This window comes from Bradyrhizobium yuanmingense, from assembly GCF_900094575.1.
Lineage (GTDB): Bacteria > Pseudomonadota > Alphaproteobacteria > Rhizobiales > Xanthobacteraceae > Bradyrhizobium > Bradyrhizobium yuanmingense.
Genome location: NZ_FMAE01000002.1, coordinates 410,764 through 433,440 on the forward strand (window position 1 = coordinate 410,764; position 22,677 = coordinate 433,440).

General features: G+C 65.1%; 21 protein-coding genes. 7 read left to right on the top strand and 14 right to left on the bottom strand.

Features of this window, described 5'->3' with window-relative positions; genetic code table 11:
• Positions 1–9 precede the first annotated feature (9 nt).
• From GA0061099_RS07005 to GA0061099_RS07040, 8 genes are all read right to left on the bottom strand, one after another.
• Positions 10–834, bottom strand: a complete 825-nt coding sequence (locus GA0061099_RS07005) for an FkbM family methyltransferase (RefSeq protein ID WP_036024168.1) — start codon at positions 832–834, stop codon at positions 10–12.
• 163 nt (positions 835–997) lie between these two features.
• On the bottom strand, positions 998–2,953 hold the full coding sequence (locus GA0061099_RS07010) for an ABC transporter ATP-binding protein/permease (protein ID WP_036024165.1): 1,956 nt from the start codon (positions 2,951–2,953) through the stop codon (positions 998–1,000).
• A gap of 52 nt (positions 2,954–3,005) precedes the next feature.
• On the bottom strand, positions 3,006–5,150 hold the full coding sequence (locus GA0061099_RS07015; protein WP_074447593.1) for a hybrid sensor histidine kinase/response regulator: 2,145 nt from the start codon (positions 5,148–5,150) through the stop codon (positions 3,006–3,008).
• A 186-nt stretch (positions 5,151–5,336) separates the two neighbouring features.
• The gene (locus GA0061099_RS07020; RefSeq protein WP_036002750.1) at positions 5,337–6,119 is read right to left on the bottom strand and encodes a succinate dehydrogenase iron-sulfur subunit; all 783 of its coding nucleotides are present in this window, start codon (positions 6,117–6,119) and stop codon (positions 5,337–5,339) included.
• A 42-nt stretch (positions 6,120–6,161) separates the two neighbouring features.
• Positions 6,162–7,997: a succinate dehydrogenase flavoprotein subunit gene (gene sdhA, locus GA0061099_RS07025; RefSeq protein ID WP_036002747.1), complete on the bottom strand. Its 1,836-nt coding sequence runs from the start codon at positions 7,995–7,997 to the stop codon at positions 6,162–6,164.
• 3 nt (positions 7,998–8,000) lie between these two features.
• Positions 8,001–8,417 (bottom strand): succinate dehydrogenase, hydrophobic membrane anchor protein, encoded by a 417-nt coding sequence (gene sdhD / locus GA0061099_RS07030; protein WP_036002745.1) that lies wholly within the window; start codon positions 8,415–8,417, stop codon positions 8,001–8,003.
• Positions 8,414–8,812 carry a succinate dehydrogenase, cytochrome b556 subunit gene (sdhC, locus tag GA0061099_RS07035; RefSeq protein ID WP_036024159.1) on the bottom strand — a complete coding sequence of 133 codons (399 nt, stop codon included), beginning with the start codon at positions 8,810–8,812 and terminating at the stop codon, positions 8,414–8,416. The genes sdhD and sdhC overlap by 4 nt, the downstream gene beginning before the upstream one ends.
• A gap of 509 nt (positions 8,813–9,321) precedes the next feature.
• Positions 9,322–10,851 (bottom strand): malonate--CoA ligase, encoded by a 1,530-nt coding sequence (locus tag GA0061099_RS07040; RefSeq protein ID WP_036024156.1) that lies wholly within the window; start codon positions 10,849–10,851, stop codon positions 9,322–9,324.
• 86 nt (positions 10,852–10,937) lie between these two features.
• Here GA0061099_RS07040 and GA0061099_RS07045 point away from each other — a divergent pair, with 86 nt between their 5' ends.
• The 4 genes from GA0061099_RS07045 to GA0061099_RS07060 all read left to right on the top strand — a co-directional run bounded on the left by GA0061099_RS07045 (position 10,938) and on the right by GA0061099_RS07060 (position 14,164).
• Positions 10,938–11,699, top strand: a complete 762-nt coding sequence (locus GA0061099_RS07045) for an SDR family oxidoreductase (protein ID WP_036024155.1) — start codon at positions 10,938–10,940, stop codon at positions 11,697–11,699.
• A gap of 305 nt (positions 11,700–12,004) precedes the next feature.
• Positions 12,005–12,559, top strand: a complete 555-nt coding sequence (locus GA0061099_RS07050) for a fasciclin domain-containing protein (RefSeq protein WP_036024154.1) — start codon at positions 12,005–12,007, stop codon at positions 12,557–12,559.
• A gap of 182 nt (positions 12,560–12,741) precedes the next feature.
• Positions 12,742–13,371, top strand: a complete 630-nt coding sequence (locus GA0061099_RS07055) for a cytochrome b/b6 domain-containing protein (protein WP_036002769.1) — start codon at positions 12,742–12,744, stop codon at positions 13,369–13,371.
• Between the two features lie 10 nt (positions 13,372–13,381).
• Complete coding sequence (locus GA0061099_RS07060) at positions 13,382–14,164, top strand: molybdopterin-binding protein (RefSeq protein WP_036024153.1); 783 nt, start codon at positions 13,382–13,384, stop codon at positions 14,162–14,164.
• A 117-nt stretch (positions 14,165–14,281) separates the two neighbouring features.
• Here GA0061099_RS07060 and GA0061099_RS07065 read toward each other — a convergent pair whose 3' ends face one another.
• On the bottom strand, positions 14,282–15,484 hold the full coding sequence (locus tag GA0061099_RS07065) for a YbfB/YjiJ family MFS transporter (protein WP_036024151.1): 1,203 nt from the start codon (positions 15,482–15,484) through the stop codon (positions 14,282–14,284).
• Between the two features lie 232 nt (positions 15,485–15,716).
• Between GA0061099_RS07065 and leuB the strand changes: the two genes are divergently transcribed.
• Entirely contained in the window at positions 15,717–16,829 is a 1,113-nt protein-coding gene (leuB, locus tag GA0061099_RS07070; protein WP_036002726.1) for a 3-isopropylmalate dehydrogenase, read from the top strand.
• 119 nt (positions 16,830–16,948) lie between these two features.
• On the top strand, positions 16,949–17,584 hold the full coding sequence (locus GA0061099_RS07075) for a DapH/DapD/GlmU-related protein (protein ID WP_036002723.1): 636 nt from the start codon (positions 16,949–16,951) through the stop codon (positions 17,582–17,584).
• A gap of 76 nt (positions 17,585–17,660) precedes the next feature.
• On the opposite strand, the gene GA0061099_RS07080 is transcribed toward GA0061099_RS07075, so the two are convergent.
• Together GA0061099_RS07080 and GA0061099_RS07085 are read right to left on the bottom strand one after the other, a co-directional pair.
• Complete coding sequence (locus tag GA0061099_RS07080; RefSeq protein WP_036024148.1) at positions 17,661–18,047, bottom strand: hypothetical protein; 387 nt, start codon at positions 18,045–18,047, stop codon at positions 17,661–17,663.
• A 170-nt stretch (positions 18,048–18,217) separates the two neighbouring features.
• On the bottom strand, positions 18,218–19,006 hold the full coding sequence (locus GA0061099_RS07085; RefSeq protein WP_036024145.1) for a hypothetical protein: 789 nt from the start codon (positions 19,004–19,006) through the stop codon (positions 18,218–18,220).
• Between the two features lie 117 nt (positions 19,007–19,123).
• Between GA0061099_RS07085 and GA0061099_RS07090 the strand changes: the two genes are divergently transcribed.
• Positions 19,124–20,158 carry an aspartate-semialdehyde dehydrogenase gene (locus tag GA0061099_RS07090; RefSeq protein WP_036024142.1) on the top strand — a complete coding sequence of 345 codons (1,035 nt, stop codon included), beginning with the start codon at positions 19,124–19,126 and terminating at the stop codon, positions 20,156–20,158.
• 5 nt (positions 20,159–20,163) lie between these two features.
• Here GA0061099_RS07090 and GA0061099_RS07095 read toward each other — a convergent pair whose 3' ends face one another.
• The 3 genes from GA0061099_RS07095 to trpS all read right to left on the bottom strand — a co-directional run bounded on the left by GA0061099_RS07095 (position 20,164) and on the right by trpS (position 22,629).
• Entirely contained in the window at positions 20,164–20,733 is a 570-nt protein-coding gene (locus GA0061099_RS07095) for a NifU family protein (protein ID WP_036024158.1), read from the bottom strand.
• 251 nt (positions 20,734–20,984) lie between these two features.
• Positions 20,985–21,479: a universal stress protein gene (locus tag GA0061099_RS07100; RefSeq protein WP_036024132.1), complete on the bottom strand. Its 495-nt coding sequence runs from the start codon at positions 21,477–21,479 to the stop codon at positions 20,985–20,987.
• Between the two features lie 97 nt (positions 21,480–21,576).
• Entirely contained in the window at positions 21,577–22,629 is a 1,053-nt protein-coding gene (gene trpS / locus GA0061099_RS07105; RefSeq protein WP_036024135.1) for a tryptophan--tRNA ligase, read from the bottom strand.
• Positions 22,630–22,677 lie beyond the last annotated feature (48 nt).

Consider the following 22,677-nt stretch of genomic DNA (forward strand, 5'->3'; position numbering starts at 1 on the left):
TCGTACCCGTCAGCGGGACAAAAACGTATTGCTTCGTGTCTTGCGTGCGATCGTAAAGCCGCGCCCGACCATGTCGGCAATACAATCCTGCTGCCATTCGTTTTGTGACAGATGCTCGATCACCACCGCACGTGGCCAGAGCGATTGCGGCGCGTCGCGGAAGAAGCCGATCAGCACGCGGTCCTCAAAGCCCTCGACGTCGATCTTGAGCGAATCGACTTGGCCGACGCCGGCCTCCTCCAGAATGCGCACCAGGCGCAGCGACGGCACCTTGATGGCCTCGGCACTGGCCGTGCCGGTGACGACGTGGGTGGCGCCGAGGTTGCCGCCGCCGCTCTCGATCATCAGCTCGCCGTCGCTGTCGCCCGCGGCGGCCTGCACCAGGCGCACCTGCGGCGTCTTCGATGCGGCGTGGTTGAACGAGAGCCGTCCGAAGGTCAGCGGATGCGGCTCGATCGCGACCACTTGTCCGGATGGCCCGACCTGCCGCGCCATCACCAGCGCAAAGGTGCCGACATTGGCGCCGACATCGACGAACACGCCACCCACGGGGGTGTGCTGGCGCAGGAAGTCGAGCTCGTCCAGATTGTAGTCGGGATTGAACAGCGCGCCGCGCTCGGTCGCGCTGCCCTGGTGATGGAAGCGGAACGAGGCGCCCTGATATTGCACGTCGACCGGGCCGCTGCGCAGCAGGTTGACCAGCCGCGACATCCACGGCCGGAACGCGCCGCGCTTCAGTCCCGACCGTTGAGCGAGGCGGATGATCGCAGCCTGCGCCGCATTGGGCGCAAACGCACCGAACGGCGCGGGCGAAGGGGCATTGTCGGACGTCAAGCAGCAGATCCTCGTTGCAGGCGGCGCATGCATAACCGGTTTTGACGAGGACTCCAACGCTCGATCACAGTCCGGTAGCCCGGATGGAGCGCAGCGTAATCCGGGATTCTTGCCGCGCGGATGGACCTTCCCGGATTGCGCTACGCTCCATCCGGGCTACGGATCACGCCGCCTTCTTTGGCGCCTTGCGCTGCCGCAAGAACCGTCCGAGCAGCCGGCGCCGGCCCTTGCGCGGAATCAGGTCGATATCGCTGACGAGCTTGGCGCCGCCCTTGCGTCGCTCCAGCACGATCTTGCGGCTGTGGAAAGCCTCCAGCTCGGCGCGATGCGCGACGCTGACGATGGTCGCCTTCGGCAGCGCCTCGGTGATCATCTGCATCATCTTGTCCTGGCTCTTCTCGTCGAGCGCCGAGGTCGCCTCATCGAGCACGACGATGTCGGGGTTGTGCAGGAGCAGCCGCGCAAAGGCGAGGCGCTGCTTCTCGCCGCCCGACAAGGTCTGGTCCCACGGTGCCTCCTCCTCGATCTTCTCCTTGAGATGATCGAGGCCGACCTTGTGCAGGGCTGCGCCGATCTCGTCCAAAGTCCAGTGGTCGGCCGCGCCGGGATAGGCGACCGCCCGCCGCAAGGAGCCGGAGGGCACATAGGGCCGCTGCGGCAGCATGAACAGCCGGCGATCGGCATGGAAATTCACGCTGCCGCCGCCCCACGGCCACAGCCCGGCGATGGCGCGCACCAGCGTGCTCTTGCCGGTGCCGGATTCGCCGGCGACCAGCAGCCGCTCGCCGGGCTCGATCACCACCTCGGTCTCGCCGACCACGGCGGTGCCGTCGTCGAGCGTGACCGAGAGATCCTTCAGCTCCAGCATGGCCTCGTTGCTGGTCTCGCCGCGCTTGATGCGGCCGAGGCCGTCGCCCTGCTCGGCGCGCTCGAGGCCGTCGAGCGACATCATCAGCGAGGCGATGCGCCGCGCACAGGCATTCCAGTCGGCGAGCCGCGGATAATTGTCGACCAGCCAGCCGAACGCGCTCTGCACGATCGTGAAGGCGGACGCGGCCTGCATCACCTGGCCCAGCGTCATGCTGCCGTCGAGGAACTTTGGCGCGCAGAGCAGAAGCGGCACGACCGGCGCAACGAGGCTCGATCCTTGCGACACCAGCGTGGTGCGCATGTGCTGGCCGGCAAGGCGCGCCCATTGCCGCAGCACGCTCGTGAAGTTGCGATCGATGCCGTCGCGCTCCTCCTCCTCGCCGCCGAGCAGGGCGATGCTCTCGCCGTTCTCGCGCACGCGCGTCAGGGTGTAGCGGAACTCGGCTTCGGCCTGGTTCTTGCCCTCGGAGACCTGCACGAAGCGCCGGCCGATCACCACGATCGATCCGGATGCGATCGCGGCGTACAGCATCGCGGCGATCACGAGGAAGCCGGGAATGGTCACCGACGAACCGCCGAGCGTGACGGTAAGTGCCCCGCCGATGGTCCAGAGCACGACGATGAAGGTCGCGGCCGACAGCAGCGCCGAAGTCACGCCGGCGAGGAAGTCGACGGGGGAGTCGGTCGCAATCCGCAAATCCTCCGCGATCCGGTATTCGGGATTCTTGTGGTCGCCGCCGACAAGGTTGAGCTGATAGTAGCGCCCGTTCTTGAGCCACCGTGTCAGCACGCTCGCCGTCAGCCAGGCGCGCCAGCGTCGCTGGATGCCCATGCGCGCGAACACCTGCACGACTGCGAGCACGATGCTGCCGATCGCGAGCGGGAAGAACATTGCGGTGAGATGGAAGACGCTCGCCGCATCGCGCTTCTCGATGGCGTCGAAGATCGCGCGATTCCAGACATTGATGCCGTATTGGAAGCCGACGGTCAGCACGATCAGCAGGCCGAGACCAACCGAGAACGGCCAGGCGAGGCGGTCGCCGTTGCGGCCCCAGAAGCCGCGGGCGCTGATCCAGAACCGTGTCAGCAGATAATCCTTGCGGACCTGCTCGGCTGCCTCGGGTGACAGTTCGGGGTCGGGTTCGACCAGTTCGGGCGGCGGCGGTGTCACTTCGTCGCCGTTCTCGCCCTCGATATTGACGATGGGCGGCTTCTTGCCCTGTTCACGCGTCGCGGCCGGCTTGTACATGAACGGACAACGCCAAGGGAACTCGGCCGGTTCCCGCGAGGTTCCGGAGCCCCTATTCGGCGGCGCCGTCCCTGACGTGCCTGATCCGCGCCGCCCGATGCAGAACGCGCGACAATTCCTCGATCGAATAAGGCTTTTGCACGAGGTCGCAGCCGCCGGTACCCTCCTGCGACAGGGCCTGGCTGTAGCCGGTGGTCAGAACGACCGGCACGCCGAGTCCGCGCTCGCGGATCGCCTGCGCCAGATCGAGCCCGGTCATCCCGGGCATCACCACGTCCGAGAACACGACATCGAAGCGATCGGCGTCCACGACGAGCTCGGCGAGCGCGTCGGCCGCGTTGTCGACCAGCGTGATGCTGTAGCCGAGCTCGGTGAGCCCGTCGGCGGCGAAATTGGCCAGCTCGATATTGTCCTCGACCACCAGCACCGACATGCCGCTGCCGGCCACCGCCGGCGCCGTGTTGGGCGCTTGGCGTTGCGGCAGCAGGCCCGGCGGCACGCGCGGCAGATAGAGCGAGAAGGTGCTGCCGTGCCCCACCTCGCTCGCCACGGTCACCTCGCCGCCGGACTGCCGGGCGAATCCGAACACCTGGGACAGGCCGAGGCCGGTGCCGCGGCCGACCTGCTTGGTGGTGAAGAACGGCTCGAAGATGCGCCCGAGCCGCGCGGCGGGAATGCCGACGCCGGTATCGCTGACGGTGACGCGGACGAAGCCGTGGTCCGGGCTGGCCGAAAGCTGCACCAGCGCGTCCGGAACGGTCGTCGTGGCCTCGACCTTGAAAACGATTCGCCCCTGGCCTTGCATGGCATCGCGCGCATTGGTCGCCATGTTGATCAGCGCCGTCTCGAACTGACTGGCATCGGCATTGACGAGGCACGGCTCCGCCGGCAGCTGCATGACGATCTCGATCGCGGGGCCGAGCAGCGTGGCGAGCATGTCGTGCAGCGACTGCACCCGTGCGCCGACGTCGAACACCTCCGGCTTGAGGGTCTGGCGCCGCGCAAAGGCGAGCAATTGCGAAGTCAGCTTGGCCGCGCGCGCCACCGAATCGGCAATGGCCGTGATGTAGCGTTGTCGCCGCTCCTCCGTCAGCTGCGGACGGTTCAAGAGATCGACCGAAGCACGGATCACCGTCAGGAGGTTGTTGAAGTCGTGCGCGACGCCGCCGGTGAGCTGGCCGAGCGCTTCCAGCCGCTGGCTGTGCTTGAGCGCCTCCTCGGCCTCGCGCCGCTTTGCAGCTTCGGCCTGAAGGTGCTGGGTACGCCGCAGAGCGAGCACCAGCAGCAGGAACAGCAGCGCGGTGGCGGGAATGCCGAACACCAGATGCTGGCCGATGGTGGCGAGCCAGCGTGCGCGGATCGCAGAGGTCTCCAATCCGGCGCTGACATAGATCGGATATTCGGCGACGCGCCGGTAGGCGATGCGCCGCTCGATACCGTCCGAGGGCCAGGCGACCGTGATGAGGCCGTGCACGGGCTGGGTCGCGATCTTCTGGCCCACCGGTCCGGTCGGATCGAGCCGAAGCTCGTGGTCGAGCCGGGGAAAATGCGCGAGCATTGCGCCGTCGGTGCGCCCCATCGCGAAGAAGTTGCCGGGATCGGTGCCGATCCTGGCATAGAAGCTTTCGAAATATTCCGGCAACACGGAGGCCTGGATCACGCCGATGAAGCGACCGTCGTCGGACTCGCGGCGGCGGCTGACGCCGAAGAATCGGGCGCCCTGATAGGGCGGTCGTGGCGTCAGCGCCGTGCCGATGAACGTGCCGATGCTCTGGTCGACATGGGAATAGAAGTAATCGCGGTCGGCAAAGCTCAGGTCCGGCGGCGGCGAGACGAGGCTGTTGACCAGCGCCTTTCCGTTCGCGTCGAAGATCCAGGCCGATTTGAGCTGCGGCAGCGAATCGGTCAGCCGCTTCAGCCGGCGATGCAGCGTCGGCTCGCGCTCGCGGATGATGCCGTCGGGCAGGCCGCGCACGACCTCGTTGAGCTCGGCGAGGCTGCGGTCGATGGTCTCGAAGACCTTGAGCGCGTGCTCATGGGCGACATCGACCGTGCGCTCGATCTCGCGGTCGGCGGTATCGTTGGTCGATGTGTAGGAGATCGCGGCGGCGACGACGAACAGCGCAATCGGCAGCGCCAGGGATGCCGCCATCATCCACTGCAACAGCCTCAGCGAGTTGCGTTGCGCCCTCTGCACAGTCGCTCCGTCCCTGACGGGAGCTTAACTGAATCCCGCGCAAGGAAGGAAGCAGCTTGTGCTGGAACCGTTGGTTGCGAGCCGGAAATTTGCGCGTCGAGCGGGTCAGAGAAAAATTCTGCTCGAATTAACGGCAAATGCAGAACACCCCGGCCGGTTTGGCCGGGGCGGAAGGGGGACTTCGCCTCAGATCTGGCGTTCGACCATCTTGAGCTTGAGCTCGGCGATGGCTTCGGCCGGGTTGAGGCCCTTCGGGCAGGCCTTGGCGCAGTTCATGATGGTGTGGCAGCGATAGAGCCGGAACGGGTCCTCGAGATTGTCGAGCCGCTCGCCGGTGGCCTCGTCGCGCGAATCCGAGACCCAGCGGTTGGCCTGGAGCAGCGCGGCGGGGCCGAGATAGCGCTCGCTGTTCCACCAATAGCTCGGGCAGGAGGTCGAGCAGCAGGCGCAGAGGATGCACTCGTAGAGGCCGTCGAGCTTCTCGCGGTCCTCGTGGCTCTGGCGCCATTCCTTCTGCGGCGTCGGCGAGGTCGTCTTCAGCCAGGGCTCGACCGAGGCGTATTGCGCGTAGAAATTGGTGAGGTCGGGGACGAGGTCCTTGACCACCGGCTGATGCGGCAGCGGGTTGATCTTCACCGCGCCGTCCTTCACGTCGTGCATGGACTTGGTGCAGGCCAGCGTGTTCTGGCCGTCGATGTTCATCGCGCAGGAGCCGCAGACGCCTTCACGGCAGGAGCGGCGGAAGGTCAGCGACGGGTCGATGTGGTTCTTGATCCAGATCAGGCCGTCCAGCACCATCGGGCCGCAATCATTGGTGTCGATGTAATAGGTATCGACGCTTGGATTCTTGCCGTCGTCCGGATTCCAGCGATAGACCTTGAACTCGCGGAGCTCGGTCGCGCCCGGGGGCTTCGGCCAGGTCTTGCCGCCAGTGATCTTGGAGTTCTTCGGAAGTGCGAATTCAACCATTCGATTAAGGCCTTCGCTGTTCGATCAATACACGCGCGACGTTTAGTAAACGCGAGCTTTGGGCGGGATGTACTGCACGTCGTTGGTCATGGTGTAGTTGTGAACCGGGCGATACTCGATCCTGACCTTGCCGGCATCGTCCAGCCAGGCCAGCGTGTGCTTCATCCAGTTCTTGTCGTCGCGCTCGGAGAAGTCCTCGCGGGCATGGGCGCCGCGGCTCTCGGTGCGGTTGGCGGCCGAGTTCATCGTCACCACCGCCTGCGAGATCAGATTGTCGAACTCCAGCGTCTCGACGAGGTCCGAATTCCAGACCAGCGAGCGGTCGGAGACGGCGATGTCGGTGATGCCGCTGTGGACCTTCGCGATCAGGTTCTGGCCTTCGCTCAGCACTTCGCCGGTGCGGAACACGGCGCAATTGTTCTGCATCACGTGCTGCATGCCTTCGCGCAGCTTCGCGGTCGGCGTGCCGCCTGAGGCGTAGCGGTAATGGTCGAGGCGACCGAGCGCCATCTCGGCCGAGTTCGTCGGCAGCTCGGGCTGCTTGGCGTTGGGTGTGAGCTTTTCGGCCAGGCGCAACGCGGCGGCGCGGCCGAACACGACGAGGTCGATCAGCGAGTTGGAGCCGAGGCGGTTGGCGCCGTGCACGGAGACGCAGGCCGCTTCGCCGATCGCCATCAGGCCGGGGATCACCGCGTTGTCGTCGCCGTCCTTCTTGGTCAGCACCTCGCCGTGATAGTTCGTGGGGATGCCGCCCATGTTGTAATGCACGGTCGGCACGATCGGGATCGGCTCGCGCGTCACGTCGACATTGGCGAAGATCTTGGCCGATTCCGAGATGCCCGGCAGGCGTTCGGCGAGCACGGCGGGATCGAGATGGTCGAGATGCAGGAAGATGTGGTCCTTCTTCTTGCCGACGCCGCGTCCCTCGCGGATCTCGATGGTCATCGCGCGCGAGACCACGTCGCGCGAGGCGAGGTCCTTGGCCGACGGCGCATAGCGCTCCATGAACCGCTCGCCTTCGGCGTTGACGAGATAGCCGCCTTCGCCGCGCGCACCCTCGGTGACGAGACAGCCCGAGCCGTAGATGCCGGTCGGATGGAACTGCACGAACTCCATGTCCTGCATCGGCAGGCCGGCGCGCAGCACCATGCCGCCGCCATCGCCGGTGCAGGTGTGCGCCGAGGTGCAGGAGGCATAGGCGCGGCCATAGCCGCCGGTCGCCAGGATCGTGGTCTGGGCGCGGAAACGGTGCAGCGTGCCGTCGTCGAGCTTGAGCGCGATGACGCCGCGGCAGGTGCCCTGGTCGTCCATGATCAGGTCGATGGCGAAGAACTCGATGAAGAACTCGGCCGCGTGGCGCAGCGACTGGCCGTACATCGTGTGCAGCATGGCGTGGCCGGTGCGGTCGGCGGCGGCGCAGGTGCGCTGCGCCTGGGCCTTGCCGAACTCGGTGGTCATGCCGCCGAACGGACGCTGGTAGATCTTGCCGTCCTCGGTGCGCGAGAACGGCACGCCCCAATGCTCGAGCTCGTAGACCGCGTCGGGCGCGTTGCGCACCATGTATTCGATCGCGTCCTGGTCCCCGAGCCAGTCCGACCCCTTCACGGTGTCGTACATGTGCCAGCGCCAGTCGTCCTTGTGCATGTTGCCGAGCGAAGCGGAGATGCCGCCCTGCGCCGCGACCGTGTGCGAACGGGTCGGAAACACCTTGGTGATGCAGGCGGTGCGGAGGCCGGCCTCGCTGCAGCCGACGACGGCGCGCAGGCCGGCACCGCCGGCGCCGACCACGACGACGTCGTAGGTGTGGTCTTCGATCGGATAGGCTTTTCCGTTGGTGGCGGGAGCGCCGTTGCCCTTGCCATTGGTCTCAGCGGCCATGGGTTACACTCCGGAAGAAAGCTTCAGGATCGCGTAGGTCGAGGCGAGCGCCACGGCGACCGAGAAGAAATTGTTGAGCATGATCGCGGTGAGCTTGAGCTTCTCGTTATGGACGTAGTCCTCGATCACCACCTGCATGCCGATCTTCATGTGCCAGGCGCTGGCGAAGATGAAGAGGAGCAGGATCACCGCAACGGGAATGGAGCTCAGGGTCTGCGCCGCGTAGACCTGGTTGCGGCCGAGCAGCATCATGATGATGACCAGCGCCGGGATCATCAGCAGCGTCATGGCGACGCCGGTGATGCGCTGGCGCCAGAAATCGGACGTGCCGGAATGCGCGGCGCCGAGATTGCGGACGCGCCCGAGCGGGGTGCGCATCGAGGGACGCTTCGGAGAGCCGTGGGACTCGTCAAAGCTCATCGGCCGCCTCCGTTCGCATAGGCGATGATCCAGATCAGCACCGTCAGTGCGATGCCGCCGACCAGGGCGCCCCAGGTCAGCGCTTCGCGCTCGTTGGCCTTGAAGCCGTAGCCGAGATCCCAGACGAAATGCCGGATGCCGCTGAGCATGTGGTGCATCAGGGCCCAGGTGTAGCCGAACACAATCAGCCGGCCGATGATGCTGCTGGAGAAAGCCTGAACATGGGCATAGGCGGCCGGGCCGGAGGCCGCCGCAACCAGCCACCAGACCAGCAGCAGGGTTCCGACGTAAAGGGCGATACCGGTGGCGCGGTGCACGATGGATAGAGCCATCGTCAGCGTCCAACGATACGTTTGGATGTGCGGCGAAAGCGGTCGTTCGATCCGTGCGGTCATGGGTGGCTTTTGATGTTTGTTGCGGCCCAGCATGGGGCGCGCGGGGATCGCGAAAGGTGGGCTCTATTTACGGAGTCGATCTGGCCTGCGCAATCACCAAATCGCCATAAACCGAACTGTGGTTCAGCTCTATGGCCTTGATGAACCAAGGCCAATCAGGGTCTTGGTATACCAGCCTATCCATCCGCCAACGAACATAGGAATCTAAATTCATTTCTTTAGCGCGAGCGTGCGGCGCATTGAAATCGCTATTGGAACGCCTCTAAGCCGCCTTGAGCCCGTGCGGCCGCAACGTGCGAGGGGACGATGCCGAGGGTAAACCGTCCCGGCTGCGACCCACCGCGACTCCCGGCACGCGCACCGGTTCCCGCGCTCCGGGCGGATATGCGCACCCTGCATTCCACCCCAGCCCGACCGTGCGACGTGTCAGGTGCTATCTGTTGGTCTCGGCAGCCGGCTTGCTTCGTCGCAAGAGCTCCTCGCAATGACGCCGACAGAGCGGAGCTCTCTCACTTCTTCGCGTAAATATCCTTGTACGTTTCGCGCAGCACGTTCTTCTGCACCTTGCCCATCGTATTGCGCGGTAGCTCGTCGACCACGAAGACCCGCTTCGGCATCTTGAATTTCGCGAGGCGCCCGTCGAGGCCCTTCAGCACGGCCGCTTCATCGATGCTCGCGCCGGGCTGGCGCACCAGCACCGCGGTGACGCCCTCGCCGAAATCGGCGTGCGGCACGCCGATCACGGCCGACTCCACCACGCCAGGCATGGCATCGATCTCGCTCTCGATCTCCTTCGGGTAGACGTTGAAGCCGCCGGAGATCACGAGATCCTTGCCGCGTCCGAGGATGTGCACGTAACCCTTGGCGTCGATCTTGCCGAGATCGCCGGTGATGAAGAAGCCGTCGGGCCGGAATTCGGCCTTGGTCTTCTCCGGCATGCGCCAATAGCCCTTGAAGACGTTCGGCCCCTTCACCTCGATCATGCCGATTTCGTCGCGCGGCAGCTCTTTCGCTGTCTCGGGATCGGTCACGCGCACGGAGACGCCCGGCAGCGGAAAGCCGACTGCGCCGGGCACGCGCTCGCCGTCATACGGGTTCGACGTGTTCATGTTGGTCTCGGTCATGCCGTAGCGCTCGAGCACGGCATGTCCCGTGCGCGCCGACCATTCGCGATGGGTGTCGGCGAGCAGCGGCGCCGAGCCCGAGATGAACAGCCGCATGTGCTTCGTCGTCTCATGCGACAGCGCAGGGTTCTGCAGCAGGCGGGTGTAGAAGGTCGGCACGCCCATCAACACCGTGGCGCGCGCCATCAGCTTGATGATCAGGTCCGGATCGAGCTTCGGCAGGAAGATCATCGAGGCGCGGGCGAACAGCGTCACGTTGGTCGCCACGAACAGGCCGTGGGTGTGGTAGATCGGCAGCGAGTGGATCAGGACGTCCTTGTCGGTGAAGCGCCAGTAGTCGACGAGCGAGAGCGAGTTAGACGCGAGATTGTCATGCGTCAGCATCGCGCCCTTGGAGCGGCCGGTGGTGCCCGAGGTGTAGAGGATCGCGGCAAGATCGTCGCTTTCACGCGGCACCGTCGTGAATTCGCGGCTCGCTTTGTCGGCGGCCTCCGTCAGCGAGCCCTTGCCGTCAGCCCCGAGCGTCTCGACCTTCGCCCTCACCTTGCCTGCGATCGGCGCCAGCCCTTCCGCCTTGGCGGGATCGCAGACCACCAGCGACGGCTCGGCATCGCCGATGAAATAGTCGAGCTCGTTCAGCGTATAGGCCGTGTTCAGCGGCAGATAGACCGCGCCGGCGCGCACCGTGCCGAGATACAGCACGATATTGGCGACCGACTTCTCCACCTGTACCGCGACGCGGTCGCCCGGCTTCACGCCGCGCGCGACCAGCACGTTCGCCATTTGGCCCGCGCGCGCGATCAGATCGCCATAGCTGATATGCGCGCCGTCATGCGTCTCGATCGCGAGCCGCTTCGGATCGGCGAGGCCATCGAACAGGCGGGAAAACAAATTGGCGTTGGCAGCTTGGTTCATGCAACATTCCTCACCGGCATAGGCCGGTCAAAACCGAGGGCTGGATTAGCAAAAACCGCCCCGATCAAGCAACGGAGACAGTTTGCATGTCAAAAAGCGGGAAACGCGTGGCCTGGGTCACGGGCGGTGGCAGCGGGATCGGGGAGGCCGGCGCGGAGGCGTTAGCTGCCGACGGCTGGACGGTGGTGGTCTCGGGCCGGCGGCAGTCAGCCCTCGATGCCGTGGTGGCGAAGATCACGGGGGACGGTGGGGCGGCCGAGGCCATTGCGCTCGACGTCGCCAGCGCGGCCGCAGCCCAGAAGGCAGCCGATCAGATTGTCGCGAAGCACGGCCGCATCGACCTGCTCGTCAACAATGCCGGCATCAATGTCCCCAAGCGCAGCTGGAAGGACATGGAGCTGGAGGGCTGGGACAGACTGGTCCAGGTCAATCTCAACGGCGTGCTTTATTGCATGCGCGCCGTGCTGCCGACGATGCGCCAGCAGCAGGACGGTTCCATCATCAACGTCTCGTCCTGGGCCGGCCGTCACGTCTCGAAGATGCCGGGCCCGGCCTACACCACCACTAAGCACGCGGTGCTGGCGCTGACCCATTCCTTCAACATGGACGAATGCGTCAACGGCCTGCGCGCCTGCTGCCTGATGCCGGGCGAGGTGGCGACGCCGATCCTGAAGCTGCGACCGGTGGTGCCGAGCGAAGCCGAGCAGGCGAAGATGCTGCAGCCCGAAGATCTCGGCCGTACCATCGCCTTCATCGCGAGCATGCCGGCGCGGGTCTGCATCAACGAAGTGCTGATCAGCCCGACGCATAATCGCGGCTTCATTCAGACCCCGAACAACAGGGATTGATTGCCCATAGCAGTAGGCTCGTCATTGCGAGCGAAGCGAAGCAATCCAGGAATGCATCCGCGGAGACAGTCTGGATTGCTTCGTCGCAAGGGCTCCTCGCAATGACAGCGGATGGACCCACACGAACATCCCCGCCGATAGTTTCACCCATCACAAAGAATTTTTCCTCGAAACCGCCCCGCAAACCCTCCCGTAGTTCGGTCCAACGACGGCACTGCTGCATCACCCTTAACTGTCGCAGGCGCCGTTGTTGCCCAACTCAACGCCGGCCAACGCCGGTCTCAATTCAATCGGGAGACTCTCTCATGTCGAAGCGCATTGCCTATCTCGCTGCCGCCGCCTTCAGCGCCCTGGCCCTCACCGCGACCGTCGTCGCGCCCGCCAGTGCCGAGGAAAAGACCGTCATGGTCGGCGGCGCCGCGATGTACCCGTCCAAGAACATCGTCCAGAACGCGGTCAACTCCAAGGATCACACCACGCTGGTGGCGGCGGTGAAGGCGGCCGGCCTGGTGCCGACGCTCGAAGGCAAGGGCCCGTTCACGGTGTTCGCGCCGACCAACGCCGCCTTCGGCAAGCTGCCGGCCGGCACCGTCGACAACCTGGTCAAGCCCGAGAACAAGGCAACGCTGACCAAGATCCTCACCTACCATGTCGTGCCCGGTAAGCTCGCGGCTTCCGACCTCACCGACGGCAAGAAGCTGAAGACCGCCGAAGGCGAGGAGCTGACGGTGAAGAAAATGGACGGCAAGGTCTGGATCGTCGACGCCAAGGGCGGCACCTCGATGGTGACGATCACCAACGTCAACCAGTCGAACGGCGTGATCCATGTGGTCGATACCGTGCTGATGCCGGCGACGTAACACCGCGCGATCCTGTTTCATCCCCGAACAGGACGTCCTCAGACCGCGAGCCGGGGATACCCGGCTCGCTCTTTTGTGACCACAATAGCCTCACGACATCGATTCGATGGCGAACGGGATGTAACGAAAGCCGAAACACCGGCGTATAATCGCTGTCACACGACCTCAGGATGGAACCCGCCATGGCGAGCCTCACAGTCACCGACGAGCAGGTCACGGCCACCAAGTCCAAAGTGATCCAGCCGGCCTGGGTGCGGGTCATGCATTGGATCAACGCGCTCGCCATGATCCTGATGATCCTGTCGGGCTGGCAGATCTACAACGCCTCGCCGCTGTTCGACTTCCGCTTTCCGCGCGAGTACACGCTGGGCGGCTGGCTCGGCGGCGGCCTGCTCTGGCATTTTGCGGCGATGTGGCTGCTGATGATCAACGGCCTCGCCTATCTCGTCACCGGCATCGCTACCGGCCGCTTCCGCAAGAAGCTGCTGCCGATCACGGCATCAGGCGTGCTCCACGACGTCAGGGCGGCGCTGACCTTCAAGCTCGGCCATGACGATCTCACCGTCTACAATTACGTGCAGCGGCTGCTCTATGCCGGCATCATCGTGGTCGGCGTGCTGATCGTGCTGTCGGGCCTTGCGATTTGGAAGCCCGTTCAGCTTTATTATCTCGTGATGCTGTTCGGCGATTATCCGGCCGCGCGCTATGTCCACTTCTTCTGCATGGCCGCGATCTGCGCGTTTCTGGTCGTCCACGTCTTGCTTGCGCTGCTCGTGCCGAAGAGTCTGCGCGCGATGATCATCGGTCGCTGAGGAGGAGAATATGGCGAAGCGCCCGTTCCTGATTCCCGGCGTCGACAAGCGGCTCCTGATCAAGGATTCCCTCAAGACGATGCCAGACGTCACCCGCCGCCGCTTCATTGCGGGCGGCGCCAGCCTGGGCGCACTGACGCTGCTCACCGGCTGCGACGTGATCGACTCGTCCTCGGCCGAGACCATGCTGGCGAAGGTCTCGAAGTTCAACGACGCGGTGCAGGCCTGGATGTTCAATCCCGACGCGCTGGCGCCGACCTTCCCCGAAAGCGCGATCACCAAGCCCTTCCCGTTCAACGCCTATTACGATCTCGACGACGCGCCCGATATCTCGGCCGCGGATTGGAAGCTCGAGGTGCGCGGCCTCGTCGACAACAAAAAGTCCTGGACGCTGGACGAGCTCTACAAGCTGCCCCAGGTCACGCAGATCACGCGCCATATCTGCGTCGAGGGCTGGAGCGCGATCGGCAGCTGGACCGGCACGCCCTTGCGCGATTTCCTCAAGCTGATCGGCGCCGACACGCGCGCGAATTATGTCTGGTTCCAGTGCGCCGACAAGGATGGCTACAACTCGCCGCTTGACATGCGCAGTGCGCTGCATCCGCAGACCCAGATGACGTTCAAATACGCAAACGAGATCCTGCCGCGCGCTTACGGCTTCCCGATGAAGATCCGCGTGCCGACCAAGCTCGGCTTCAAGAACCCGAAATACGTGGTCTCGATGGAAGTCACCAACGATTACAAGGGCGGCTATTGGGAAGACCAGGGGTATAATTCGTTCAGCGGGAGCTGATGGCTTCGTAGGGTGGGTTAGCCTAGCGGCTGCGCGAAGCGCAGTCGCTAGGCGTAACCCACCAACTTCGTCCGGCAAACGCGGAAGCATGGTGGGTTACGCTGACGCTAACCCACCCTACGGCACCGATTGCTTGGCCGGCCCCACCTTCCGCTGGCACAACGCCGCCACCGCGCCCAGCGCCAATAGCGCCGCCGACACATTCAGCGCGTAACTCAGGCTTCCCAGCGCATCGGTGATCGCGCCGACCACGATCGGCCCGAGCGTCTGACCGACGCCGAACGAGATCGTCATCGCCGCGATCGCGGTCGGCCACACCTCTGGCGGATAGTTGAAGCGCACGAAGGCGGTGGTCGAGCCGACCACGGCGAAAAAGGCGACGCCGAACACGATCGCGGAGACTGCGAGCCAGGCCGGCGAATGCCCGAGCATCGGCAGCGCTGCGCCAGCTGCGTTGGTGCCGAGGATGATGGCGGTGGCGAGCCCGCCGCGGTCGAGCGCCAGCACGCCGCGCCAGGCCCAGGGCGTCACGAACGCGCTCAGACCGATCAACCCCCAGAACGCCGCCTGCGCCGCGGCCCCGCCGCCGCCGTCGCGCACATAGGCGATCATGAAGGTCATGTAGGCGATGTAGCCGGCGCCGAACAGGAAATAGCCGGCCAGATAAATCAGCACCGGCAGGATCGCGAACGAGGCATGACCGCCTTCGGAGAAGCGCGCGCCGCTCTCGATGCGGATCAGGAACAGCGGGATCGTCATCGCGACCGACAGCAGCGTCAGCGCCCACCACACGATCCACCACGAGCCCGGCCCGAAATATTGCAGCGTGAACGGGGCGATCAGCCCCGAGGACAGAATGCCGATGCCGGGTCCGGCATAGAACAGGCTGAGCAGAAAGTTGGCCCGTTCGGGCCGCGACTGGGCGATGGTGGCGGCGAGCGCGCCGCCGGCGACGAAGCCGGCCGCCGCGCCCAGGCCCAGCACCAGGCGCGCCAGGCTCAGCGCGACGAAATCCCCCGTCAGAGCGCAGGTGGCGAGCGCTGCGACGCAGGCAATTGTTCCGCCGCGGATCGCGGCGGCCCAGCCGACGCGCCGGATCAGGCGGGACGCCACCAGCGCGCCCACGAGATAGCCGACGGCGTTGATCGTGTTCATGAAACCGGCCGCCGAGTAGGACCAGCCGAGGTCCTCCCGCATGTCCGGCAGCACCAGCGCATAGGCAAAGCGGCCGATGCCGAGCCCCACGGTGGCTGCCAGCGACAGGGTCAGGATCAGCCGCGCGGGGTGTGCGTCGGGCAGGGGGCGATCAGGTGCGTGCAAGGGGTACTCCGGCCTGTCCAGTGTGGCAGGCCCCGCCGGCCTTGCACAGCCGCGGCGCGGCAATGGTGTCTTGCCAAGCGCGCAACGCCGCTCTAGCACTCCGGCGCCGTCATTCCGGGGCGCGCGAAGCGCGAGCCCGGAATCCATAACCCCGGCTGGTGACTATGGGTTCCGGGCCCGCGCTAAGAGGCGCGTCCCGGAATGACGAGAGAGGATCGAAAAGGACACGACCATGGCGACCCACAAACTGCTGCTGCTTCCCGGCGACGGTATCGGCCCCGAGGTGATGGGCGAGGTGAAGCGGCTGATCGACTGGCTCAATTCGGCCGGGATCGCCAAGTTCGAGACCGACACCGGCCTCGTCGGCGGCTCCGCCTATGACGCGCACAAGGTGTCGATCTCCGAAGGCGACATGGCCAAGGCCAAGGACGCCGACGCCGTGATCTTCGGCGCGGTCGGCGGTCCGAAGTGGGATGCCGTGCCTTACGAGGTGCGCCCGGAAGCCGGCCTCTTGCGCCTGCGCAAGGATCTCGCGCTGTTCGCCAACCTCCGTCCCGCCGTGTGCTATCCGGCGCTGGCGGATGCTTCCAGCCTGAAGCGCGAGGCGGTCGAGGGCCTCGACATCGTCATCGTGCGTGAGCTCACCGGCGGCGTCTATTTCGGCGAGCCGAAGACCATCACCGATCTCGGCAACGGCCAGAAGCGCGCCATCGATACCCAGGTCTACGATACCTATGAGATCGAGCGCATCGGCCGCGTCGCCTTCGAGCTTGCCCGGAAGCGCAAGAACAAGGTGACGTCGATGGAGAAGCGCAACGTCATGAAATCGGGCGTGCTCTGGAACGAGGTCATGACTCAGGTCCACAAGCGCGAATACCCCGATGTCACGCTCGAGCATCAGCTCGCCGATTCCGGCGGCATGATGCTGGTGAAATGGCCGAAGCAGTTCGACGTCATCGTCACGGACAACCTGTTCGGCGACATGCTCTCCGACATCGCGGCGATGCTCACCGGCTCGCTCGGCATGCTGCCCTCGGCCTCGCTCGGCGAGGTCGACGTCAAGACCAAGAAGCGCAAGGCGCTGTACGAGCCCGTGCACGGCTCGGCCCCCGATATCGCCGGCAAGGGCCTCGCCAATCCCATCGCGATGATCTCGTCCTTCGGCATGGCGTTGCGCTATTCTTTCGACATGGGCGATCTCGCCGACAAGGTCGACCAGGCCATCGCTGCCGTGCTGGCCAGCGGCCTGCGCACCGCCGACATCAAGTCGGAAGGCACCACGGCCGCTTCCACCACGCAGATGGGCGAAGCCATCCTGAAGGAATTGCAGAAGCTGCACGCGTAAGGCGGGAAGAATCGTAGCCTGGATGGAGCGAAGCGAAATCCGGGTTCTCACCCCGTGGACAGACCTTCCCGGATTGCGCTTCGCTCCATCCGGGCTACGGCCTCATTGGAAACCGCCTCATGGATACACCCCGCCCCAAGATCGCGGAAACCGTCATCCATGAGACGGTGCGCCTGCGCGAGGCGCAGGTCGGGCGGCGTTGCGAGGTGCTTGCGGGCACGCGCATCGAATATGCTTCGCTCGGCGACTACTCCTATCTCGGCGAGAATTGCGACGTCGCCGACGCCGTGATCGGCAAGTTCACGGCGATCGCCAACTCGGTGCGGATCGGTGCGCCAAACCACCCGATGGGCCGTCCCTCGCAGCACCGCTTCACCTACGTCCCCGAATATTACGAGGCGGGCGCGACGCGCGACCGCGACTTCTTCGCAGGTAGGCGCGGCGACCGGGTGATCGTCGGCAACGACGTCTGGATCGGCCATGCCGCCATCCTGCTGCCGGGCGTGAGCGTCGGCGATGGCGCAGTGATCGCCGCAGGCGCCGTCGTTAGCCGCGATGTCGAGCCGTACACCATCGTCGGTGGCGTTCCCGCCCGTCCCATCCGCAAGCGCTTTGACGATACCGTTTCCGCAAGCCTGCGCCGCATCGCCTGGTGGGATTGGCCGGATGCGCTGATCTTCGAACGCCTCAGTGATTTCCGCTCCGAGGCCATCGAAGAATTTTGCCGGCGCTACGATCCGGCAGCCAATGCGTAAGACGGACGCATCTCGCGAAAAACAAAAATGGCCGGGCGTGAGCACCGGCCATTTTGATTCGGTCGTGACGCCCGCCTCAGTACAGCGGGAAGTTCTGCGGATAGCCGCCGACATCCTGCGGCGGGGAGAGCGGCTGGCGGTCGATCGGCCGGTTGAGGTTCTCGCGGGCGAAGGACGGATAGCCCACGGCCGGGGGGAAGGCGTAGTCGGTGAACTTGCGGTCGCCCGGATTGACCTCGGTGCCGCCATCGAGCCAGGAGCGCTTGCTCACATAGAGGCGGGTGCGGCCCTGTTGATAGACCGTGTTGGGGCCGCTCGGGCCGTAATAGGGCCGGCCGCGGTCGTCATAGCGCTGCTTGGTCCTGGTGTCGGCGGAAGCCGGGGTCGCGAACGCAACGGCCATTGCGGCGCCCGCCGCAAGCAATGTCGCCAGTTTGTTCGCGGCAGAAAATTTCAAGCTCATCACGTCCCCTTCAGGCGGCAGGCCGCCAGTCGATTTCACCCCATACTAGCCCGGCCGGGGCGGACGCAACTAGGTCAATTGGGTCACACCAGCTCGGAATAATCGTGCGCGCCGGCAAAAGTTGCATGCAAACCAGCTACTTGAGCTTGATGCAGAATCCTTGATGCAAGTCAAAGCGCTCCGCGCAATTGCGCGTTCGCTGCGCCCAGCAGCCAGTCCGGCGAGCCCTGAGGGTCACAGCCGCGGCGCCTGAGTTCGGCATGGGCGAACAATTCCGCCAGCCTCGGCTCGTTGCCCGAGGCCAGCAGCGTCAGCCGGTTCAGCGTGCAGGCGATCGCCGCGCGGCGGGCGGGCAAGCTGTCGCCCTGGCAGGAGAAGCCGGAGATCTGCAAGGCGGGCTCCTCGTAGCGCTTGAGATAGCCGAGGCAGGCCCGCGTCCCCTCTGTCGCGCCGACCGGCCGGAACAGGGCGACGGGGCCGAATTTGCTGTCAATCAGGCCGGCCTGCTCGAGCGGGGCATCTGCACCCAAACCCATTCGGGCGGCCAAGCCCGCGGCCGCCGGCCGTGTCACGTCGAATTCGGCGCCTTGGCGGTAGATTTCGAGTTCGGCCACCGGCTTCTCCGCCATATCGGTCCAGCGCAGCACGTCCCTGCGGCCGCCCTCGGGATACCTAAAGATGACGTAAGAGGCTGTTTTTTCTGATGAATCGATCCGGCTGACGGCGAAGGCCGGATGCGAGCGGTCGGCGATGCTCCAGCCCGGTCTGTCCGCCGGACCATCGCCACGCAGGTCAGGCAGCTGTCCCAGGCCTGCGAGGGCGAGGATGGCAAACAGGGCGAGCGCCCCCACATAGGCGACCAGATGCGCCAGCGTGCCGACGACCTCGTCGGCCAAGGCCAAGAGCGTCAGCTGGATCTGGGTAGGGCTAACGGCCGTGCTGGCCTCAGGCGACTGCATCCACGTCCCTAAGGCATGGTCTTAACGTTGTCTTGAGTCCGGTTCTCGCATAGAAGCGCTGCTCTTCCTGTTTAAGCGTCAGCTTCGGGAACGGGCTTTTTCATCGGAGAGTGAACGATGGGTTACAAAGTCGCAGTCGTCGGCGCGACCGGCAATGTCGGTCGGGAAATGCTCAACATCCTCGATGAGCGCAAATTCCCCGCGGACGAGGTCGTGGCCCTGGCGTCGCGCCGCAGCGTCGGTGTCGAAGTCTCCTACGGCGACCGTACCCTGAAGGTCAAAGCGCTCGAGCATTACGACTTCTCCGACGTCGACATCTGCCTGATGTCGGCGGGCGGGTCGGTGTCGAAGGAATGGTCGCCGAAGATCGGCGCCGCCGGTGCCGTCGTGATCGACAATTCCTCGGCCTGGCGCATGGATCCGGACGTGCCGTTGATCGTGCCCGAGGTGAATGCAGCCGCGACCGAAGGCTTCAAGAAGAAGAACATCATCGCCAACCCGAACTGCTCGACCGCCCAGCTCGTGGTGGCGCTCAAGCCGCTGCACGAGAAGGCGACGATCAAGCGAGTCGTGGTCTCGACCTATCAGTCGGTGTCGGGCGCCGGCAAGGACGCGATGGACGAATTGTTCTCGCAGACCAAGGCCGTCTACACCAACGACGAGCTGGTCGCGAAGAAATTCCCCAAGCGCATCGCCTTCAACGTCATCCCTCACATCGACGTCTTCATGGAGGACGGCTACACCAAGGAAGAGTGGAAGATGATGGCGGAGACCAAGAAGATCCTGGATCCCAAGATCAAGCTGTCCGCCACCTGCGTGCGCGTGCCTGTGTTCGTCGGCCATTCCGAGGCCATCAACATCGAGTTCGAGAATCCGATCACCGCCGATGAAGCGCGCAACATCCTGCGCGTGGCGCCCGGCTGTCTCGTCATCGACAAGCAGGAGCCCGGCGGCTACGCCACGCCCTATGAAGCGGCCGGCGAGGACGCGACTTACATCAGCCGCATCCGCGAGGACGCGACCGTGGAGAACGGTCTCGCGCTGTGGTGCGTATCCGATAACTTACGCAAGGGCGCGGCCCTCAACGCGATCCAGATCGCGGAAGTGCTGATCAACCGCAAGCTGATCAGCGCGAAGAAGAAGGCGGCGTAAGGGGCTTACATTGGCCGGACTTCAACCACGTCAGGCACGAAGTGCTTGAGCAGGTTCTGGATGCCGTGCTGGAGCGTCGCCGTCGATGACGGGCATCCGGAGCAGGCGCCCTTCATGTTGAGATAGACAATACCGTCCTTGAAGCCGCGGAAGGTGATGTCGCCGCCGTCATTGGCGACGGCCGGCCGCACCCGGGTCTCGATCAGGTCCTTGATCATGTCTACCGTCTCGGCGTCGGACTCGTCGAAGAACTCGTCCTCGTCGTCGAGGTCGGCATCGCCCTGCGCCGTGCCGTCGGCAAGCAGCGGCGCGCCGGACATGTAGTGCTCCATGATCGCGCCGAGGATCGCGGGCTTGAGCTGCTGCCATTCACCGTTCGCCTTGGTCACGGTGATGAAGTCCGATCCGTAAAACACGCCGGTGACGCCGGGCACGTCGAACAGCTTCTCGGCGAGCGGCGAGCGCGCCGCCGATTCGCGGCTGGCAAATTCCATCGGGCTGCCGTCGACCACGACGCGGCCGGGAATGAACTTCAGCGTGGCGGGATTGGGGGTGGCTTCGGTTTGAATGAACATGATTTTCTCCAGACGTCGCCGGTTCAAGGCCGGCGCGTGCTCCATTCCCTAGCAGATGGCGACGGCGAACGCACGGTCAAGGGGAGGGATCGACGTTTGGCTGCAATTTCAGTGGGTTAAGGCGCGTAATCTTCTCTCTCCGTCATGGCCGGGCTTGTCCCGGCCATCCACGCCTTGCTTCGTCGTGCCAAGAACGTGGATGCCCGGGACAAGCCCGGCCATGACGATTAACCCACCGGCATAACAACGGCCTACGACAGCGAATCCACGCTTTCGTCGCTCAGAGCGCCCGAGATGATGGTCACCGGTATCGGAAACGTGCCCAGCTCGTGCGCGAGCATCGCGACCAGCGGTCCCGGCCCCTCCGCGCCGGGATTGGCGGCGAGCACCAGCATGGCGATGTCGCGGTCCTGGTCGATCACGGCGAGAAGCTGTTCCATCGGCGCGCCCTCGCGGATCACCCGCTCCGGCGTGATCGCGGCGATGCCGTTGGCGCGGCCGGCGGCGCGGTCGAGCGCGGCCTCCGCCGCCTCTTGCGCCTCGGCGCGCATGATGTCGGCGACGCCCAGCCATTCCTGGCTCTGCTGCTCCGGCTCGATGATGCGCAGCATCACCACGCCGCCGCCGGCGCGGATCGCCCAGCGGCTGGCGTAGTAGACCGCCCGATCCCATTCGGCGGTGTCGTCGACGATGACGAGGCATTTGGGCTTGTGGCCCGGCTCGTAGCAAAGTCGCTTGCTGGTCATGCATGTCCCGGAATGAGCACGGGGAGCATGCTGCCACACTCGCTCCCGCTTGGGGAGAGCAGACGTGGCCGGCGCCCGGCGCGCCGACCATCTCTAGCTAGCGCCGGCGGATGAAGCCGACGATGTCCTTCGAGAGTTTCATCGTCTCGTCGGCGATGGCGCGCGCCCGGTCCGAGCCGTCGTTGAGGATGGCGTCGATATGGCCGGGATCGGCGACGAGGCGCTTCATCTCGCCGGCGATCGGCGCCAGCTTGGTGACGCACAGCTCCGCCAGCGCGTTCTTGAAGCTGGAGAACTGGCCGCTACCGAACTCGCGCAGCACGTCGGCCTTGGAGCGGCCGGAGAGTGCGGCGAAGATGCCGACCAGATTGTCGGCCTCGGGCCGGGCTTCCAGACCCTTCTCTTCCGTCGGCAGCGGCTCCGGATCGGTCTTCGCCTTGCGGATCTTCTGCGCGATGGTGTCGGCGTCGTCGGTCAGGTTGATGCGCGAATTGTCGGAGGGTTCCGACTTCGACATCTTCTTGGTGCCGTCGCGCAGGCTCATCACGCGCGTCGCCGGACCCGTGATCAGCGGTTCCGGCAGCGGGAAGAACAGGCCGTCATTGTTGCCCTGGGCCCGGATGGAGTCGCCGAAGTCGTTGTTGAACTTCTGCGCGATGTCGCGTGAGAGCTCGAGATGCTGCTTCTGGTCCTCGCCGACAGGCACATGGGTGGCGCGGTAGAGCAGAATGTCGGCCGCCATCAGCACGGGATAGTCGAACAGGCCGACGGAGGCATTCTCGCGGTCCTTGCCGGCCTTCTCCTTGAACTGGGTCATGCGGCCGAGCCAGCCCATGCGGGCGACGCAATTGAAGATCCAGGCGAGCTCGGCATGGCCGGAGACCTGGCTCTGGTTGAACACGATGTGCTTCTTCGGATCGATGCCGGCCGCGATGAACGCCGCGGTCACCTCGCGGGTGTTGCGCGTGAGTTCGGCCGGTCCGCCCCAGACGTCGACGCCTTGCGTGATCGCGTGCATGTCGACGACGCAATAGATGCAGTTGTGGGTTTCCTGCATCTTCACGAAGTTGACGATGGCGCCGAGGTAATTGCCGAGGTGCAGATTGCCCGTCGGCTGGACGCCCGAAAAGACTCGTTCAACGAATGGCATGGTCAGCCTTCCCATAGGTATTGGCGCCGTCGTTTCCAACAGCGGCGC

Excerpts from the sequence above, each read along its gene's own strand:
- GA0061099_RS07010 (WP_036024165.1), bottom strand. The coding sequence starts at position 2,953 with ATGTACAAGCCGGCCGCGACGCGTGAACAGGGCAAGAAGCCGCCCATC.
- GA0061099_RS07020 (WP_036002750.1), bottom strand. The coding sequence starts at position 6,119 with ATGGTTGAATTCGCACTTCCGAAGAACTCCAAGATCACTGGCGGCAAG.
- sdhA (WP_036002747.1), bottom strand. The coding sequence starts at position 7,997 with ATGGCCGCTGAGACCAATGGCAAGGGCAACGGCGCTCCCGCCACCAAC.
- sdhD (WP_036002745.1), bottom strand. The coding sequence starts at position 8,417 with ATGAGCTTTGACGAGTCCCACGGCTCTCCGAAGCGTCCCTCGATGCGC.
- sdhC (WP_036024159.1), bottom strand. The coding sequence starts at position 8,812 with ATGACCGCACGGATCGAACGACCGCTTTCGCCGCACATCCAAACGTAT.
- GA0061099_RS07040 (WP_036024156.1), bottom strand. The coding sequence starts at position 10,851 with ATGAACCAAGCTGCCAACGCCAATTTGTTTTCCCGCCTGTTCGATGGC.
- GA0061099_RS07045 (WP_036024155.1), top strand. The coding sequence starts at position 10,938 with ATGTCAAAAAGCGGGAAACGCGTGGCCTGGGTCACGGGCGGTGGCAGC.
- GA0061099_RS07050 (WP_036024154.1), top strand. The coding sequence starts at position 12,005 with ATGTCGAAGCGCATTGCCTATCTCGCTGCCGCCGCCTTCAGCGCCCTG.
- GA0061099_RS07055 (WP_036002769.1), top strand. The coding sequence starts at position 12,742 with ATGGCGAGCCTCACAGTCACCGACGAGCAGGTCACGGCCACCAAGTCC.
- GA0061099_RS07060 (WP_036024153.1), top strand. The coding sequence starts at position 13,382 with ATGGCGAAGCGCCCGTTCCTGATTCCCGGCGTCGACAAGCGGCTCCTG.
- leuB (WP_036002726.1), top strand. The coding sequence starts at position 15,717 with ATGGCGACCCACAAACTGCTGCTGCTTCCCGGCGACGGTATCGGCCCC.
- GA0061099_RS07075 (WP_036002723.1), top strand. The coding sequence starts at position 16,949 with ATGGATACACCCCGCCCCAAGATCGCGGAAACCGTCATCCATGAGACG.
- GA0061099_RS07080 (WP_036024148.1), bottom strand. The coding sequence starts at position 18,047 with ATGAGCTTGAAATTTTCTGCCGCGAACAAACTGGCGACATTGCTTGCG.
- GA0061099_RS07085 (WP_036024145.1), bottom strand. The coding sequence starts at position 19,006 with ATGCAGTCGCCTGAGGCCAGCACGGCCGTTAGCCCTACCCAGATCCAG.
- GA0061099_RS07090 (WP_036024142.1), top strand. The coding sequence starts at position 19,124 with ATGGGTTACAAAGTCGCAGTCGTCGGCGCGACCGGCAATGTCGGTCGG.
- GA0061099_RS07095 (WP_036024158.1), bottom strand. The coding sequence starts at position 20,733 with ATGTTCATTCAAACCGAAGCCACCCCCAATCCCGCCACGCTGAAGTTC.
- GA0061099_RS07100 (WP_036024132.1), bottom strand. The coding sequence starts at position 21,479 with ATGACCAGCAAGCGACTTTGCTACGAGCCGGGCCACAAGCCCAAATGC.
- trpS (WP_036024135.1), bottom strand. The coding sequence starts at position 22,629 with ATGCCATTCGTTGAACGAGTCTTTTCGGGCGTCCAGCCGACGGGCAAT.